Source organism: Saccharopolyspora halophila, from assembly GCF_039531955.1.
Classification (GTDB): Bacteria; Actinomycetota; Actinomycetes; order Mycobacteriales; family Pseudonocardiaceae; genus Saccharopolyspora; species Saccharopolyspora halophila.
In genome coordinates, this window is the sequence record NZ_BAAARA010000015.1 from 20,002 (window position 1) to 35,602 (window position 15,601).

The window sequence follows — 15,601 nt, forward strand, 5'->3', positions numbered from 1 at the left end:
CACACCCGCGGGCTGAAACGCACCGGCAACCGGCGCCTCAGCGCACGGCCTCGAGTGCTTCCTCGAGGGTGAAGTTCTGGGCGTAGAGGGCCTTGCCGACGATCGAGCCCTCCAGGCCCGCCGGAGCCAGCTTGGACAGCGCGACCAGGTCGTCCACGCTGGACACCCCGCCGGAGGCGATGACCGCGGCGTCGGTGCGCTCGCACACCTGGCGCAGCAGCTCGGTGTTCGGGCCCTGCAGCGTGCCGTCCTTGCTGACGTCGGTGACCACGTAGCGGCTGCAGCCCGCGGCGTCGAGCCGGGCCAGCACCTCCCAGAGGTCACCGCCGTCCGTGGTCCAGCCGCGGGCGGCCAGCCGGTGACCCTGCTCGGTGATGCGCACGTCCAGGCCGACGGCCACCCGATCACCGTGCTCGGCGACGACGCGGTCGGCCCACTCCGGGTTCTCCAGCGCGGCGGTGCCGAGGTTGACCCGGGCGCATCCGGTGGACAGCGCCGCCTCCAGGGAGGCGTCGTCGCGGATGCCGCCGGAGAGCTCGACCCGCACGTCCAGCTTGGCGGTCACCTCGGCGAGCAGCTCGCGGTTGTCGCCGCGGCCGAAGGCGGCGTCGAGGTCGACGAGATGGACCCATTCGGCCCCCGCGCGCTGCCAGGTCAGCGCGGCCTCCAGCGGATCACCGTAGGAGGTCTCGGTACCGGCAGCGCCCTGCACGAGGCGAACGGCCTGCCCATCGGCAACGTCAACAGCGGGAAGCAACGTGAAGCTCACGCCCACAACCTTAGGACAGGCCCCGCAGGCGCAGCGCACCACGCCCCGGCACGGCATCGCGGGCCGACGCCACGCCTGGCGGGCCCGCTCAGTCGCGCGTCTTGTCCCGGTTCATCGCGATGATCGGCACTGCCAGCACGGCCACCGCCAGGAGCACGGCCGTCCAGACCGGCACGCCGGCCTGCACCAGGTACGGGATGCCCATGCCGGCCGCCATGCCGACCGCGAGCACGAGCGCGACGATGCGAACCGTGTTCGGCCCCATCAGGCCGTAGCGGCGGCTCACAGGGCGCCCAGCCAGTTGCGCAAGAGGCGGGCACCGGCTTCGCCGGACTTCTCCGGGTGGAACTGAGTAGCCATCAGAGCACCGTTCTCGACCGCGGCGACGAACGGCTCGCCGTGGTCGGCGTAGGTCACCTTGGAGGGCGCGATCGAATCGGCCGGGTCGAGCTTCCACTCGCGGACCGCGAAGGAGTGCACGAAGTAGAACCGCGCATCCGCGTCGAGCCCGTCGAACAGCACGCTGTCCTCGGGTGCGCGGACCGTGTTCCAGCCCATGTGCGGCAGCACGTCGGCCTGCAAGCGCTCGACGGTGCCCGGCCACCGGCCGCAGCCGTCGGCCCGCACACCGTGCTCCACGCCCTCGCCGAACAGCACCTGCATGCCCACGCAGATGCCCAGCACGGGACGCTCCGCCGCCAGGCGCTCGTCGATGATCTTGTCACCGCCTGCCTGCAGCAGGCCCTCCATGCACGCCGCGAAGGCGCCGACACCGGGAACGACCAGGCCGTCCGCTTCCACTGCGGCACGATGGTCGGAGGTCACCTCGACGTCGGCGCCCGCGCGCTCGACCGCGCGCTCGGCGGAGCGGAGGTTGCCTGATCCGTAGTCCAAGATGACGACTCGTGCCACGGCCCCAGGCTACCGGCTAGGACGCACCGGCCAGGAAGCCGCGTACGGCCACGCCGATTTCGGCAGGACCGAGCCCGTGCGCGGCTTCGTGCTCGTCGGCGCTGCCGTAGGCGCGCAGCTCGGCGTCGCGACGCACGCCCAGCGACCGGACCCGATGCGGGATGTCCTGCAGAGCGGCGTCGACCTCGTGCGCCGAGGTACCGCGCAGGTACGGCTCGACGAGCACGACGTCCGGCGCCGAGCCGAGCACGGCATCGCGCAGGCCCGCCGCGTCGAACGGCCGGACCGTGGCCGCGTAGAGCACGGTGACGTCGAGGTCGGCGGTGGCGGACAGCACCGGTCGCAGCATCGGGCCGACGGCCAGCACCACGCCCGCCCGCCCGCTCCGGAGCCTGCGCATCCCGGGGCCGGTCACCAGCGCCTCGTCGTTTCCCCGTTCGGACAGCCGCAGGTAGGCGGGACCGTCCCGGGAGAACTCGCGGCGCAGCAGCGCCTCGACCTCGTCGGGGTGGCCGGGAACGTGCGCGGTCCAGCCCGGAAGCGTGTCGATCAGCGCGACGTCGCCGGGGGCCATGTGGGTGCGCCCGGCGCCCGGGTAGTCGTAGGAAGCACCGGTGCTGACCGCGATCGCCCCGGTTCCCTGGTGGCTCAGATCGAGCTTGAGCTGTTCGAAGGGACGTTCCACCAGGAACGGGGTGATCGAGTGCAGCACCGGGCGCATCCCGGTCAGCGCCAGCCCGCCCGCGACACCGACCATCGCCTGCTCGCGGATACCGATGTTGATCACGCGCTCGGGGTGGCGCAGCGCGGCTTCGGCGAACCGGTCGGCGGAGATCTCGGCCAGCACCACCGCCGCTCTCGGGTCGGTGTCCAGCACGTCGGCGACGGTGTCGGTGAATCGTTCGCGCATGGTCGTGGTGATCGTGGACGCGGCCATCTCAGACTCCTCGTGGTTCGACTTCGGCGACGACGGCGAGCGGTCGGTCGGGCGGGTTGGAGGACAGCGCGTCGCGCAACGCGGTGTGGTCGCGACCGTCGGCCTCGCGGGTGGCCCAGCCCTCCCGGGCGAAGCGGTCGGCGATGCCGCCGGGCCAGCCGGTGCTCGAGGACTTGTTGTCGACCACGACCGTGGTCAACCGGTGCAGATCCCAGCGGCCGGCGACCTGGATCGCCTCGTGATTGCTGCCCTCGTCGAGTTCGGCGTCCCCGACGAGGACCACCACCCGGCCGCCGCGCCGCTGCGCGTCCAGACCGAGGACGGTGCCGAGGGCGAGCGGGAGCCCGTGCCCGAGCGAGCCGCTGCCGATCTCCACTCCCGGCAGCAGCACCCGGTCCGGGTGGAATCCCAGCGGGGAGTCGAAATCGCCGAATCCCCGCAGCTGTTCCGGGTCCAGGAACCCCTTGGCCGCCAGCACGGCGTAGTAGGCCATCGGGCCGTGGCCCTTGGACAGCAGGAAGCGATCCCGATCGGGATCGTCGACGCGCCGCGGGTCGACCGAGAGGATCTGGTCGTAGAGGACCCACAGCACGTCCAGGGTGGAGGTCGCGGCGAAGTCGTGCTTCTCGTCGCCGGTCATCCGGGTCATCAGCGGACCCAGGTCCGCGTAGGCGCATCCGGTGGTCATCGTCATGCGCCCCAGCATCGAACTTCGAGTTCACTGTAAGTCAAGGTTCGAATCCCTGCACCGCGCTCGAAGTCTTCGCTACGCTGGGCGCTGTGACGAAGCTCCCGAAACTGCTGACCATCGGTGAAGTGGCGCAACGCAGCGGCGTGGCGCAGACCGCGCTGCGGTTCTACGAGGAGCGCGGGCTGATCTCCTCGACCCGCACCAGCGGCAACCAGCGCCGCTACGAGCGGCCGGTGCTGCGCAGGCTGGCGTTCATCCGCTCCGCGCAGCGTGTCGGGCTCAGCCTCGACCAGATCTCCGACGCCCTGGCCACCCTCCCGGACGACCACGCCCCCACCAAGGCCGACTGGGCCCGGTTGTCCAAGCGCTGGCGCGACGAGCTGGACGCCCGCATCGACGGCCTGCAACGACTCCGCGACCGCCTCACCGGCTGCATCGGCTGCGGCTGCCTGTCCCTGCGCACCTGCGCGCTGCACAACGCCGACGACCACATGTCCGAGCTCGGCCCGGGCGCTCCCGCGCTGCGCCCGGCGGCCGACGAGAAGTGAGGTCTCAGGGGACGTTTCAGTTCGGGGTTCGCGCAGCGGCGCGGTAGCGGAACCTCGGACACCACCGGGCCCCGCCCAGAACGACGGCGCCACCGCCGAGCGCGCGGTGGTGACAGTTTTGCCTAAAACTGTGCGGCCCCGGCGCCCGAAATGTCCGGACAGTTTTAGGCAAAACTGTCGTTGGCAACGCCGCGCCCTCAGGCCTCGCCGATCCAGCGGTAGGACATCTCCGGGCGGCCGACCGAGCCGTACTGCGGGCTGCGCTCGACCATGCCCGTGGTGACCAGGTATTCGAGGTAGCGGCGGGCCGTCACCCGGGAGACGCCCGCGGTCTCGGCGAGCGCGCTGGCCGTGCCACCGCTCGGGAGCCCGCGCAACGCGGTGACCACGGCGGTGAGCGTCTCCTCGCCCATGCCCTTGGGCAGCGACTGCTTCTCCACCCCGCGCAGCGCGGAGAAGGCGCGGTCGATCTCGGCCTGGCCGTGCACCTCCCGGTCCTGCCCGAGGCTGCTGCGGAACTTGGCGTAGTGCTCCAGCTTCTCCCGCATGGCGGCGAAGGTGAACGGTTTGAGCAGGTACTGCACCACCCCGCTGGAGACCGCCGCGCGCACCACCTTGAGATCGCGCGCCGAGGTCACCGCGATCACGTCCGTGGGCGCGCCCGCCGTGCGCAACGCGCGCGCCACGGCCAGCCCGTCCATGTCCGGCAACCGCAGGTCCAGCAGCACCAGGTCGACGGCGGCGTGCTCGACGAACTGCAGCGCGGCCTGCCCGGTGCGAACCCGGCCGGCGACGGTGAACCCCTCGATCCGGTTGACGTAGGCCTCGTGCGCCTCGCCGACCACCGGGTCGTCCTCCACGACCAGGACCGCGATCACGGCTTTCCGCCCGTTCCGCCCGAGGCCCGCGGGCCGGGCAGTCGCACGGTGAACACCGCGCCGCCCTCGGTGCGCACATCGATGGTTCCGCCGTGGCGCCGCGCGCTCTGCCCGACCAGCGCCAGGCCCAGCCCGCGGTCGTCGGACTTGGTCGACCAGCCGCGTCGGAACAACCGCTGCACGGCCTCGGAATCGACTCCGGGCCCGTTGTCGGCGACCCGGATCAGCACCTCGTCCGCAGCGGACCGAATGGTGACGTTTACCCGCGGCTGCGGGCTTTCGACCACCGCCTCCACGGCGTTGTCGATCAGGTTGCCGAGAATCGTGACCAGATCGCGGGATTCGAGGTGCGCGACGGACTCGTCATCGATCTCGGTGTCGGCGCCGAGCACGACCTCCACCCCGCGCTCCCCCGCCTCAGCGCTCTTGCCGAGCAGCAGGGCGGCCAGCACCGGCTCGTCGACCGCGCCGACGACCCGATCGGTGAGCCGCTGCGCGAGATCCAGCTCCGCGGTGGCGAAGTCCACGGCTTCGTCCGGACGCCCGAGTTCGATCAGCGAGACCACGGTGTGCAGGCGGTTGGCGGACTCGTGCGCCTGGGAGCGCAGGGATTCGGCGAACCCGCGCATCGAGTCGAGCTCACCGCTGAGCGCCTGCAGCTCGGTGTGGTCGCGCAACGTCACCACGCTTCCCAGGTCGCGACCACCGGTGCGCACCGGCGAGACGTTGACCAGCAGCACCCGGTGATCGGTCAGGTGCACCTCGTCCCGGACCGCGCGCCCGGCCCCGAGCGTCTCGAGCAGCGAGGACGGCAGCCCGAGGTCGGCCACGCGCTCGCCCTCCACCTCGGAGGCGTCGAGTTCCAGCAGCACAGCGGCACCATCGTTGCACAGCGTCAGCCTGCCGTCCGGGCCCACCAGCAGCAGACCTTCGCGCACCGCGTGCAGGATCGCGTCGTGGTACTCGTACATCCGGGAGAGCTCCGCGGGGCGCATCCCGTGCGTGTGCCGCCGGATCCGCTCGCTGACCAGGTAGGTCAGCAGCCCGCCGAGCACCAGCGCGGCGCCCGCCACCAGCACCAGCGCGGTGACCCGCTGCTGCAGCTCCCGGGTGAGCACGCGGACCGTGATGCCGTCGGAGACCAGGCCGACCAGCTTCCCGTCGCGGTAGACCGGCACCACCGCGCGCACCGACGGACCCAGCGTTCCGGTGTAGGTCTCGGTGAGCGCCTGCCCGGCGACGGCGCGGTCGATGTGCCCGATGAACGGCTCGCCGATGCGCGCCGGATCGGGATGGGTGTACCGGATCCCCGTGGGCGACATGATCGTCACGAAGTCGACGCGGGTGTCCGCGCGCACCCGCTCGGCCAGCGGCTGCAGCACCTCCGCGGGTTCCGGGGCCACCAGTCCGTCGCGCACCGTCGGGGCCGCCGCCAGCGTCTTGGCCAGCGCGACCACCTCGTCGCGCGCGGCCGCGGAGCTCTGCCGCTGCGCGTCGTAGAAGGCCAGCGCCGTGCCGGCCAGCACCACGACGGCGACCACGATCACCTGCAGCACGAACAGCTGCCGCGCCAGGCTCCACTGAGGACGGCCGCGCGCCAGCGGGTTTGCGGAGCGTGTAAGCGACATCAACTGCCCGTTACCAGTGCGTGAACACAATGTACATAAGCGAGACGCCGACGATACCCGGCTCCGATAGTCACCCGACAGATCTCCTCGTGACCCAGGACACGAGCTCGGAGATCGACGTGTGCCCCGTTTTCGGTAGGAGTTGAGTTGGCTGGCAACGACGCGGCGACATCTCGCCGGGACAGAACGCATTACCTGTACATCGCGGTGATCGTCGCCGTCCTGGCAGGCATCGCCGTAGGTTTTCTCGCACCCGAGTTCGGCACGGCGCTCAAGCCGCTGGGCGAGGGCTTCGTGGCACTGATCAAGATGATGATCTCGCCGATCATCTTCTGCACAATCGTGCTGGGCGTCGGCAGCGTCCGGAAGGCCGCCAAGGTCGGCAAGGTCGGCGGCCTGGCGCTCGCTTACTTCATGGTCATGTCGGTGATCGCGCTGGTCATCGGCCTGGTCGTGGGCAACGTGCTGCACCCGGGAACGGGCATGCAGATCACCGAGGCGCTGCGCGGCTCGGGAGCCGAGCAGGCCGGTGAGGGATCGGAGAGCACCACCGAGTTCCTGCTCGGGATCATCCCGAACACCCTGGTCTCGGCGCTGACCGAGGGAGAGGTGCTGCAGACGCTGCTGGTGGCGCTGCTCGCCGGGTTCGCGCTGCAGGCCATGGGCGATGCCGGCCAGCCGATCCTGCGCGGCATCGAGCACATCCAGCGCTTGGTGTTCAAGATCCTCGCGATGGTCATGTGGGCCGCTCCGATCGGCGCGTTCGGCGCGATCGCCGCGGTGGTCGGCGCGACGGGCGTCGACGCGCTCAAGAGCCTCGCCGTGATCATGATCGGCTTCTACACGACCTGCGTGCTGTTCATCTTCGGCGTGCTCGGCACCGCGCTGTGGCTGTTCGCCCGGGTCAACATCTTCTCGCTGCTGCGCTACCTGGGCCGCGAGTTCCTGCTGATCCTGTCCACCTCCTCCTCGGAGGCCGCGCTGCCGCGGCTGATCGCGAAGATGGAGCACCTCGGCGTGAGCAGGCCGGTCGTGGGCATCACGGTGCCGACCGGGTACTCGTTCAACCTCGACGGCACGATGATCTACCTGACGATGGCCTCGTTGTTCATCGCCAGCGCCATGGGCGACCCGCTGTCGCTGGCCGAGCAGATCGGGCTGCTGCTGTTCATGATGATCGCTTCCAAGGGCGCCGCGGGCGTCAGCGGCGCGGGCCTGGCCACGCTGGCCGGCGGTCTGCAGTCGCACCGGCCGGAGCTGCTCGACGGCGTGGGGCTGATCGTGGGCATCGACCGGTTCATGTCCGAGGCCCGCGCACTGACCAACTTCGCGGGCAACGCGGTGGCCACGGTGATGATCGGCTCCTGGACCGGCGAGGTCGACCGCGCCCAGATGAAGCAGGTCTTCGCGGGCGATTCCCCGTTCGACGAGCAGTCCTTCGCCGACGCGGAAGCACCCCAGCCCGACGCCCCGGAGAGCGAAAGGGTCCCGGCCACGACGAGCTGACCCCCGACCCCGCTGAGAGGCGGCCGCACCCCCGGCGGCCGCTTCTCCGTGCGCTGACAGTTTTGCCTAAAACTGCACGGACATTTCGGGCGCCGGAGACCCACAGTTTTAGGCAAAACTGTCACCGGCGGGGAGCGCCGGGTGGCGCCCGCCTCAGCGGTTCCCGCGTGACAGAATCCGAGATCGGCGCCGGATCCGACGGTTTCCACCGGAACCGGCCGGATTCCGGTGGAAACCGGCCGATCCAGCGGTCACCTCAGAGCGCGCCCTTGGTGGACGGAACCACGTCGGCGAAGCGGGGATCGGCCTCCACCGCCGCGCGCAGCGCCCGGGCGATGGCCTTGTACTCGGCCTCTGCGATGTGGTGCGGGTCGCGGCCGTGAATCACCCTGGTGTGCAGGTTGATCTGCGAGTGGAAGGCCAGCGACTCGAACACGTGCCGGTTGAGCACGAACGGGTAGTTCCCGCCGATGGTGAAGCTGTTGTACTGCTCCGGCTCACCGGTCATCACGCAGTAGGAACGTCCCGAGACGTCGACCGCGGCGTGCGCGAGGGTCTCGTCCATCGGGATCCAGGCATCGCCGAAGCGGCGGATGCCCTTCTTCTCGCCCAGCGCCTGCCGCAGCGCCTGGCCCAGCACGATCGCGGTGTCCTCGACGGTGTGGTGCGCGTCGATGTGGATATCGCCGGTGGACTTGACCTTCAGGTCGAAGGCGGCGTGCGTGCCCAGCGCGGTGAGCATGTGGTCGTAGAACGGCACCGTGGTGTCGATGTCGACCTGACCGGTGCCGTCGAGGTCGAGCTCGACCAGCACCGAGGACTCCTTGGTGGTGCGCTCGACCCGGCCGACGCGGGTTCCTGGCTGGAAGGTCATCGCTGGATCTCCTCGCTGACTGCCTTGCTCGCCGCCAGGAACGCGTCGTTCTCGTCCGGCGTGCCGATGGTGACCCGCAGGTGTCCGGGAATGCCGACGTCGCGGATCAGCACGTCGGAATCCAGGTAGCGCTCCCAGGCGCGGTGCGCCTCGGCGAACGGCCCGAACAGCACGAAGTTGGCATCGCTGGGCACCGGCTCGAAGCCCAGCTCGCGCAGCTCGCCGACGACCCGGTCGCGCTCGGCCGCCAGCTTGTGCACCGAACCCAGGGTCGCCTCGGCGTGTCGCAGCGCGGCCCGCGCGGCGGCCTGGGTCGGCGCCGAGAGGTGGTAGGGCAGCCGGACCAGCAGCAGCGCGTCGATGATCGCCGGAGCGGCGGCCAGGTAACCGAGCCTGCCGCCCGCGAAGGCGAACGCCTTGCTCATGGTGCGGCTGACGATCACCTTGGCCGGGTACTGCTCGATGAGCTCCACCGCACTGGGCTGCGCGGAGAACTCGGCGTAGGCCTCGTCGACCACGACCACGCCCGGAGCCGCCTCGCAGATCGCGCGCAGGTCCTCGATCGACACCGCCTGGCCAGTGGGGTTGTTCGGGCTGGTCACGAACACCACGCTCGGCTGCTTCTCGGCCACCGTGCGCGCGGCGGCAGCACCGTCGAGGCTGAAGTCGGGCCGCCGCGGCGCGGGAACCCAGTCGGTGCGGGTGCCCGCCGACAGGATCGGGTGCATCGAGTACGAGGGCTCGAAGCCCAGCGCGCTGCGGCCGGGACCGCCGAAGGCCTGCAGGATCTGCTGCAGCACCTCGTTGGAACCGTTGGCCGCCCACAGGTTCTGCACCGACAGCCCGATCCCGGTCGCCTCCCCGAGGTAGGCGGCCAGGTCGCCGCGCAGCGCGACCGCGTCGCGGTCCGGGTAGCGGTGCAACTCGGCGGCCACCTCGCGGACCGCCTCGGTCACGTCGGCGACCAGCTCGGGCGGCGGCGGATAGGGATTCTCGTTGGTGTTGAGCCGGACGGAGGTGGCCAGCTGCGGCGCGCCGTAGGGGCTGCGGCCGCGCAGGTCCTCCCGCAGCGGCAGGTCGGCCAGCGTCGTATCGGCGCCGAGCACGTCACTCATGATTTTCTACCTTCGGGAAGTCGTCAGCCGGAGAAGCGGGTGGTCACGGCCTGGCCGTGCGCGGGCAGGTCCTCGGCGTCGGCGAGCGCGACCACCTGGTCGGCGACGTCGCGGAGGGCCTGCTCGGTGTAGGAGATCACGTGGATGCCGCGCAGGAAGCTCTGCACGCTCAGGCCCGAGGAGTGCCGGGCGCAGCCACCGGTGGGCAGCACGTGGTTGGAGCCCGCGCAGTAGTCGCCCAGCGACACCGGCGCGTACGGGCCGACGAAGATCGCGCCCGCGTTGCGCACCCGCGCCGCGACGGCGTCGGCCTCGGCGGTCTGGATCTCCAGGTGCTCGGCCGCGTAGGCGTCCACCACCCGCACCCCGTCGTCGATGCCGGAGACCAGGATGCAGCCGGACTGCACACCGGTGAGCGCGGTGGTGATCCGCTCGGTGTGCTTGGTCTGCGCGACCTGGCGCTCCAGTTCGGCGTCGACCGCGTCGGCCAGCTCCGGCGCGGTGGTCACCAGCACGCTGGCCGCCAGCGTGTCGTGCTCGGCCTGGCTGATCAGGTCCGCGGCCACGTGCGCCGGGTCGGCGGTGCCGTCGGCCAGGATCGCGATCTCGGTGGGCCCGGCCTCGGCGTCGATGCCGATCAGGTTGCGCAGGTGCCGCTTGGCCGCGGTGACGTAGACGTTGCCGGGGCCGGTGACCATGTCGGCGGGCTCCAGCTCGGTGCCGCCGGTGTCGGTGCCGCCGTAGGCCAGCAGCGCAACGGCCTGCGCGCCGCCGACCGCCCAGACCTCCTCAACGCCGAGCAGCTGCGCGGCGGCCAGGATGGTCGGGTGCGGCAGACCGCCGAACTCGGCCTGCGGCGGGCTGCACACCACCAGCGATTCCACACCTGCGGCCTGAGCCGGGACGACGTTCATCACCACGCTCGACGGGTAGACCGCCAGCCCGCCCGGCGCGTACAGGCCCACGCGCGCGACCGGCGCCCAGCGTTCGGTGACGGTGCCGCCCTCGGCGACCTCGGTGGTGGTGTCGGTGCGCCGCTGGTCGGCGTGCACCTTGCGGGCGCGGGCGATCGACTCCTCGATCGCGGACCGCACCTGCGGATCCAGCTCCTCGAGGGCCTTGGCCAGCTCCTCGGCGGGTACGCGCACCTGCTGCGGGCGCACCCCGTCGAAGTGCTCGGTGTACTCCTGCGCGGCGTCGACACCGCGATCGCGGATCGCCTCGATCACCGGCCGGACCTTATGCAGCACGTGCTCGACGTCCATCTCGGCGCGCGGCAGCGTGGCGCGCAGCTCGCTGGTGGACGGGACACGACCGCGCAGGTCGGTACGGGTGAGCATGCGGCGTCCTTCCAGTACGGGTTGCGCCTTCCAGGGTAATGGGCGTCGCGATGGCCGCGGCCGTGAACCCTGTCGCGCCACCGGGCGAGCGGCCGAGCACTCCGCTTCATCCCCGATGTCCGGAATCGGATCCACCCCGCGAAGCCGTCGAACATTTCAGAACTGCGTGTTCCCGAAACTTCGCCGCGCGACTCACCACCACCGCGTGAGCATGCCCGCCCCGCGCTCCTCTCCGGCCCGCCCGGCCCGGAGCGCGGTTTCGTCCGGACCCGCCGAGGAGCCCCACGACTTCCGCCTTCGGCACGACGGATACGAGGCCGGAGGGCTCACGGCGTTCATCGCCACCCGCACCGCCGAGCTCGCTGCTGTCCCCGCTGGCCTGGCGCCGGTTCTTCCGCCGGGGACCGTTCGAGGCGCCGCTGAGCGAAACCGTCCGGTGGTGCCTGCGGCGGCCGTCTCGGGCGAGCGGTTCCGGCGACGGCCGGAGCCGACTCCGGCGTCGTTCCCATGCCGGTGGGAAAGACCAATGTTCGCCAGTGGGTTGCCGGCCGTCACCGTCTGCTACAGCCTTCCAACATCACCACCAGTGATCGATCGGAGACCCGATGTTCAGCTCACGGCGCAAGGCGGTGCTGGCGGCGGCGTTCGCCGGCCTGCTCCTGACCGCTCCGGTCCCCGGTGCCCTGGCCGCGCAGCCGGCCGAGGTGACCGCGCAGGACGCGGCGATCTACACCATCGACGGGACCAACGCGGAGTCCCGCACCGATATCCACCGTCTCGGTGCCGAGATCCTGGGCGTCCAGGGCCGCACCGCGCAGATCCAGGCGACCCGCGGGCAGGCCGACGAACTGCGCTCGCGCGGCTACCGGCTGACCGAGAAGACCGGCCTCGGCGAAGCCCTCGGCAAGATCAACGGCAACCGGGGCAAGGCCGCGGCGGGCGACTTCCCACCCGGCGACGAGGCCTACCACAACTACGACGAGACGAACGCCGCGCTGGAGACCGCCGCCACCGAGCACCCCGGCATCACGAGCAAGTTCAGCATCGGCGAGTCCCACGAGGGCCGCGACATCCCGGCCCTCAAGATCAGCGACAACGCGGCGACCGACGAGGACGAGCCCGAGGTCCTGTTCAACTGCAACCAGCACGCCCGGGAGCACCTGACCACCGAGATGTGCCTGCACATCGTCGAGCGGTTCACCAACGGCCACGGCTCCGACCAGGCGGTCACCGACATGGTCGACAGCCGCGAGATCTGGGTCATCCCGATGGTCAACCCGGACGGGTCGACCTATGACATCGCGTCCGGCCAGTACCGGGGCTGGCGCAAGAACCGGCAGGACACCGGCACCGACCTCAACCGCAACTGGGGCTACATGTGGGGCTGCTGCGGCGGCTCCAGCGACGACCCCAACAGCGAGACCTACCGCGGCACCGAGGCCTGGTCGGCGCCCGAAACCGCCGCGATGCGGGACTTCGTCGACTCCCGCGTGGTCGACGGCACCCAGCAGATCAAGGCCGCGATCGACTTCCACACCTACTCCGAGCTCGTGCTCTGGCCGTTCGGGCACACCAGCGACGACGTCACCGAGGGCATGACGCAGCAGGAGTACGACCGCTTCGAGCGGGTCGGCACGGCGATGGCCGCGGACAACGGCTACACGCCGCAGCAGTCCAGCGACCTCTACGTCACCGACGGCGACAGCCTCGACTGGATGTGGGGCGAGCACAAGATCCTCGCCTTCACCCTGGAGATGTACCCGGCCAGCGGCGGCGGCCTGGACGGCTTCTACCCGCCTGCCGACGTCATCGACCGGGAGACCGCCCGCAACGACGGGGCGGTGGACATCCTCATCAACGAGGCCGGCACGTGATCGACTGATGGGGTTCGCCTGCAACTGTCCGGACATATCGGATATGATCACGGTGCAGTTTTAGGCAAAACTGTCACCCGGATCCGGGCCCGGGGTGCGTGCGGTCGCGCGCCCCGGGCCCGTCCTTTTGCGGAGTGCTTGAATAATGGCCGCCATGACCACCGTTCATCCTCCCGCGCTGGTCCGTCGTGGTTCGTGGATCTACTGCCCGCTGCTCGGCGCCGCCGCCCTGTTCCTGCTGCGGCTGGTCGCGACGTGGGTGTCCAACCTGCAGTGGGCGCCGCTGCAGGGCGTCTTCGAGCTGGCCGCCTCCGGCGCCGACCCGTGGGGGATGCTGGGCGCAGTGCTGGTGGGCGCGGTGATCGGGCTCGGCTTCGCGGGACTGCTCGCGCAGGAACGGCTGACGGTCGGCGTGGACGACCAGCGGGCGGTGCTGACCACCGGGCGCGAGTCCAACGAATTCCCGCGCGCCGAGATCGGCTCGGTGTTCGTCGAGCGCGGCCACCTGGTGCTGCTCGACCCCACCGGCGGCGAGCTGGCGCGGCGCAAGTCCGGGCTGGATCGCTTCGCGCTGCGCGACGCCTTCAAGGCGCACGGCCACCCGTGGCGGGACGGTGACCCCTACGCGGGCCGCTACCGGTTGTGGACCGCGGACGTTCCGGAGCTCTCGCTGCGGGCCAACAAGCTGCTCAGCGACCGCGACCACGCGCTGCGCAGGCGCGACAACAAGCGCGCCGAGATCCTGCGCGACGAGCTCGCCGAGCAGGGCATCGTGCTGCGCGACGGGCACAAGAAGCAGTACTGGCGGGCGACCGACCGGTTCTGAGGCCGGCGCGCAAGCCGACTCGCCGCGCTCCACGTCACCGATCGGCCCTCCCGCGGGAACCCTCGAATTCGTCCCCGATTTCCCTGGAATTCGGGCCCCCGATTTCCAGGGAATTCCGGGGGCGTTGTGCAGGTGCGGGGGTCGATCGGCGTGTGACAATCCGCGCATGAGCGGCGTCGCGGTCAACATCGGTCTGGTCCTGGTGTTCGTGCTGATCGGGGGCTACTTCGCGGCGGCGGAGATCGCGCTGGTGTCGCTGCGGGACAGCCAGGTCCGCAGGCTCGGCGAGCGCGACAAGCGCGGCGCCCGGGTGGCGAAGCTGCGCACGGACTCGAACCGCTTCCTCTCCGCGGTGCAGATCGGAGTCACCTTCGCCGGGTTCTTCGCCTCCAGCTACGGCGGCGCGACCATCGCGGTGCGCATCGAGCCGGTGCTGACCGGCTGGGGGTTGCCCGTCGCGCTGGCTACGACTCTGGCGTTGCTGCTGGTGACCGCCCTGGTGTCGTACCTGTCCCTGGTGCTCGGCGAGCTGGCGCCGAAGCGGCTCGCGCTGCAGCGCACCGAACCGGTCGCGTTGCTGACCGCCGGGGTGCTCGATGCGATGGCCACCCTGTTCCGGCCGCTGATCTGGCTGCTGTCGAAGTCGACCAACGCGGTGGTGCGGCTGCTCGGCATCGATCCGCGAGCCAAGACCGCGGAGATCAGCGAGGAGGAGCTGCGCGACATGGTGCGCAGCAGCGAGCAGCTCACCCTCGAGGAGCGCAGCCTGCTCAGCGACGCCTTCCGCGCCACCGACCGGGTGCTCGGCGAGGTGATGGTGCCGCGCACCGAGGTCGACTTCCTGGACGAGGACCTGCCGGTCGAAAAGGCCGTCCAGCACGTGGTGGGCGAGCCGCACTCGCGGTATCCGGTGATCCGGGAGACCGCCGACGACGTGGTCGGGTTCGTGCACGTCCGCGACCTGCTCGGCACCACCTACGCCGAGGTGCCCGCCCGGACCGTGGGCGATCTGATGCGGCCCGTGCCCGCGCTGCCCGCGAGCAAACCGGTGCTGGGGGCGCTGTCGCAACTGCGGCGCCGCCGCGGCGGGCACCTGGCCGTGGTGATCGACGAGTACGGCGGCACGGCCGGGATCGTCACGGTCGAGGACCTGGTCGAGGAGGTGGTCGGCGACATCTGGGACGAGTACGACCCCAGCGCGATCCCGGTGCGCACCGGCCCCGACGGCAGCTACGAGGCCGACGGTCTGCTGCACCGCAGCGACTTCGAGCAGCAGACCGGCATCCAGCTCCCCGATGGCCCGTACGACACGGTCGCCGGTTTCGTGCTGGCCCGCCTGGGGCGCCTTCCCGAGGTCGGCGACACCCTCGAGGCACTCGGGCACAGCTTCAAGATCCAGGAGATGGACGGGCACCGGGTGTCCCGGATCCTGGTCACCAGGCTGCCGGAGCGGCCGGGGGGCGAATAGACGCGAATCCGCGTCGCGTTCGCCGAGCGGGCGAAAGCGAATCCGCGGGGAATTCGGCGCACCCGAGTCCGCGCCTGGAGGTAACCGGACGTTCTATTTCGCGGGAATCACCGGCACCCGGCCACCGGAACCCGCAGAAACCACGAACTTCGGCAACGCGCGTGGTTTCACACTTTCGGATTCAAAAATGTGAACTCGGCATTATCCGAAACGATGTGTTGACGTGCGGCCGCGG

Annotated in this window: 15 protein-coding genes; 5 read left to right on the forward strand and 10 right to left on the reverse strand. The window is 70.8% G+C overall.

Features of this window, described 5'->3' with window-relative positions:
* Nucleotides 1–37: 37 nt before the first annotated feature.
* The 5 genes from priA to ABD289_RS18540 all read right to left on the reverse strand — a co-directional run bounded on the left by priA (nt 38) and on the right by ABD289_RS18540 (nt 3,312).
* Nucleotides 38–769, reverse strand: a complete 732-nt coding sequence (priA, locus tag ABD289_RS18520) for a bifunctional 1-(5-phosphoribosyl)-5-((5-phosphoribosylamino)methylideneamino)imidazole-4-carboxamide isomerase/phosphoribosylanthranilate isomerase PriA (protein WP_344134124.1) — start codon at nt 767–769, stop codon at nt 38–40.
* Between the two features lie 88 nt (nt 770–857).
* Complete coding sequence (locus ABD289_RS18525; protein WP_344134127.1) at nt 858–1,055, reverse strand: hypothetical protein; 198 nt, start codon at nt 1,053–1,055, stop codon at nt 858–860.
* A complete protein-coding gene (gene hisH / locus ABD289_RS18530; RefSeq protein ID WP_344134130.1) occupies nt 1,052–1,681 on the reverse strand; it encodes an imidazole glycerol phosphate synthase subunit HisH in 630 nt (209 codons plus the stop codon). The genes ABD289_RS18525 and hisH overlap by 4 nt, the downstream gene beginning before the upstream one ends.
* A 16-nt stretch (nt 1,682–1,697) precedes the next feature.
* Nucleotides 1,698–2,618: a transketolase family protein gene (locus ABD289_RS18535; RefSeq protein WP_344134133.1), complete on the reverse strand. Its 921-nt coding sequence runs from the start codon at nt 2,616–2,618 to the stop codon at nt 1,698–1,700.
* Nucleotide 2,619: 1 nt separating this feature from the next.
* Nucleotides 2,620–3,312: a transketolase gene (locus tag ABD289_RS18540; protein ID WP_344134136.1), complete on the reverse strand. Its 693-nt coding sequence runs from the start codon at nt 3,310–3,312 to the stop codon at nt 2,620–2,622.
* A gap of 86 nt (nt 3,313–3,398) precedes the next feature.
* On the opposite strand from ABD289_RS18540, the gene soxR reads away from it, so the two are divergent.
* Complete coding sequence (gene soxR, locus ABD289_RS18545; RefSeq protein ID WP_344134139.1) at nt 3,399–3,857, forward strand: redox-sensitive transcriptional activator SoxR; 459 nt, start codon at nt 3,399–3,401, stop codon at nt 3,855–3,857.
* A 197-nt stretch (nt 3,858–4,054) separates the two neighbouring features.
* Here the strand turns inward: soxR and ABD289_RS18550 are convergent, their stop codons facing one another.
* Nucleotides 4,055–4,735, reverse strand: a complete 681-nt coding sequence (locus tag ABD289_RS18550) for a response regulator (protein WP_344134143.1) — start codon at nt 4,733–4,735, stop codon at nt 4,055–4,057.
* Entirely contained in the window at nt 4,732–6,363 is a 1,632-nt protein-coding gene (locus tag ABD289_RS18555) for an ATP-binding protein (RefSeq protein ID WP_344134146.1), read from the reverse strand. The genes ABD289_RS18550 and ABD289_RS18555 overlap by 4 nt, the downstream gene beginning before the upstream one ends.
* A 147-nt stretch (nt 6,364–6,510) precedes the next feature.
* On the opposite strand from ABD289_RS18555, the gene ABD289_RS18560 reads away from it, so the two are divergent.
* Nucleotides 6,511–7,869: a cation:dicarboxylate symporter family transporter gene (locus tag ABD289_RS18560; RefSeq protein WP_344134149.1), complete on the forward strand. Its 1,359-nt coding sequence runs from the start codon at nt 6,511–6,513 to the stop codon at nt 7,867–7,869.
* 256 nt (nt 7,870–8,125) lie between these two features.
* Here ABD289_RS18560 and hisB read toward each other — a convergent pair whose 3' ends face one another.
* From hisB to hisD, 3 genes are read right to left on the reverse strand one after another with little or no spacing between them, the layout of a single operon-like run.
* Complete coding sequence (gene hisB, locus ABD289_RS18565; protein ID WP_344134152.1) at nt 8,126–8,743, reverse strand: imidazoleglycerol-phosphate dehydratase HisB; 618 nt, start codon at nt 8,741–8,743, stop codon at nt 8,126–8,128.
* A complete protein-coding gene (locus tag ABD289_RS18570; RefSeq protein WP_344134156.1) occupies nt 8,740–9,858 on the reverse strand; it encodes a histidinol-phosphate transaminase in 1,119 nt (372 codons plus the stop codon). The genes hisB and ABD289_RS18570 overlap by 4 nt, the downstream gene beginning before the upstream one ends.
* Before the next feature lie 23 nt (nt 9,859–9,881).
* Nucleotides 9,882–11,198, reverse strand: coding sequence for a histidinol dehydrogenase (gene hisD, locus ABD289_RS18575; protein WP_344134159.1), 1,317 nt, complete (start codon nt 11,196–11,198; stop codon nt 9,882–9,884).
* 605 nt (nt 11,199–11,803) lie between these two features.
* On the opposite strand from hisD, the gene ABD289_RS18580 reads away from it, so the two are divergent.
* From ABD289_RS18580 to ABD289_RS18590, 3 genes are all read left to right on the forward strand, one after another.
* Entirely contained in the window at nt 11,804–13,072 is a 1,269-nt protein-coding gene (locus ABD289_RS18580; RefSeq protein WP_344134162.1) for a M14 family metallopeptidase, read from the forward strand.
* Between the two features lie 154 nt (nt 13,073–13,226).
* Nucleotides 13,227–13,898, forward strand: a complete 672-nt coding sequence (locus ABD289_RS18585; RefSeq protein ID WP_344134165.1) for a YqeB family protein — start codon at nt 13,227–13,229, stop codon at nt 13,896–13,898.
* A gap of 166 nt (nt 13,899–14,064) precedes the next feature.
* Nucleotides 14,065–15,366 carry a hemolysin family protein gene (locus ABD289_RS18590; protein WP_344134167.1) on the forward strand — a complete coding sequence of 434 codons (1,302 nt, stop codon included), beginning with the start codon at nt 14,065–14,067 and terminating at the stop codon, nt 15,364–15,366.
* Nucleotides 15,367–15,601 lie beyond the last annotated feature (235 nt).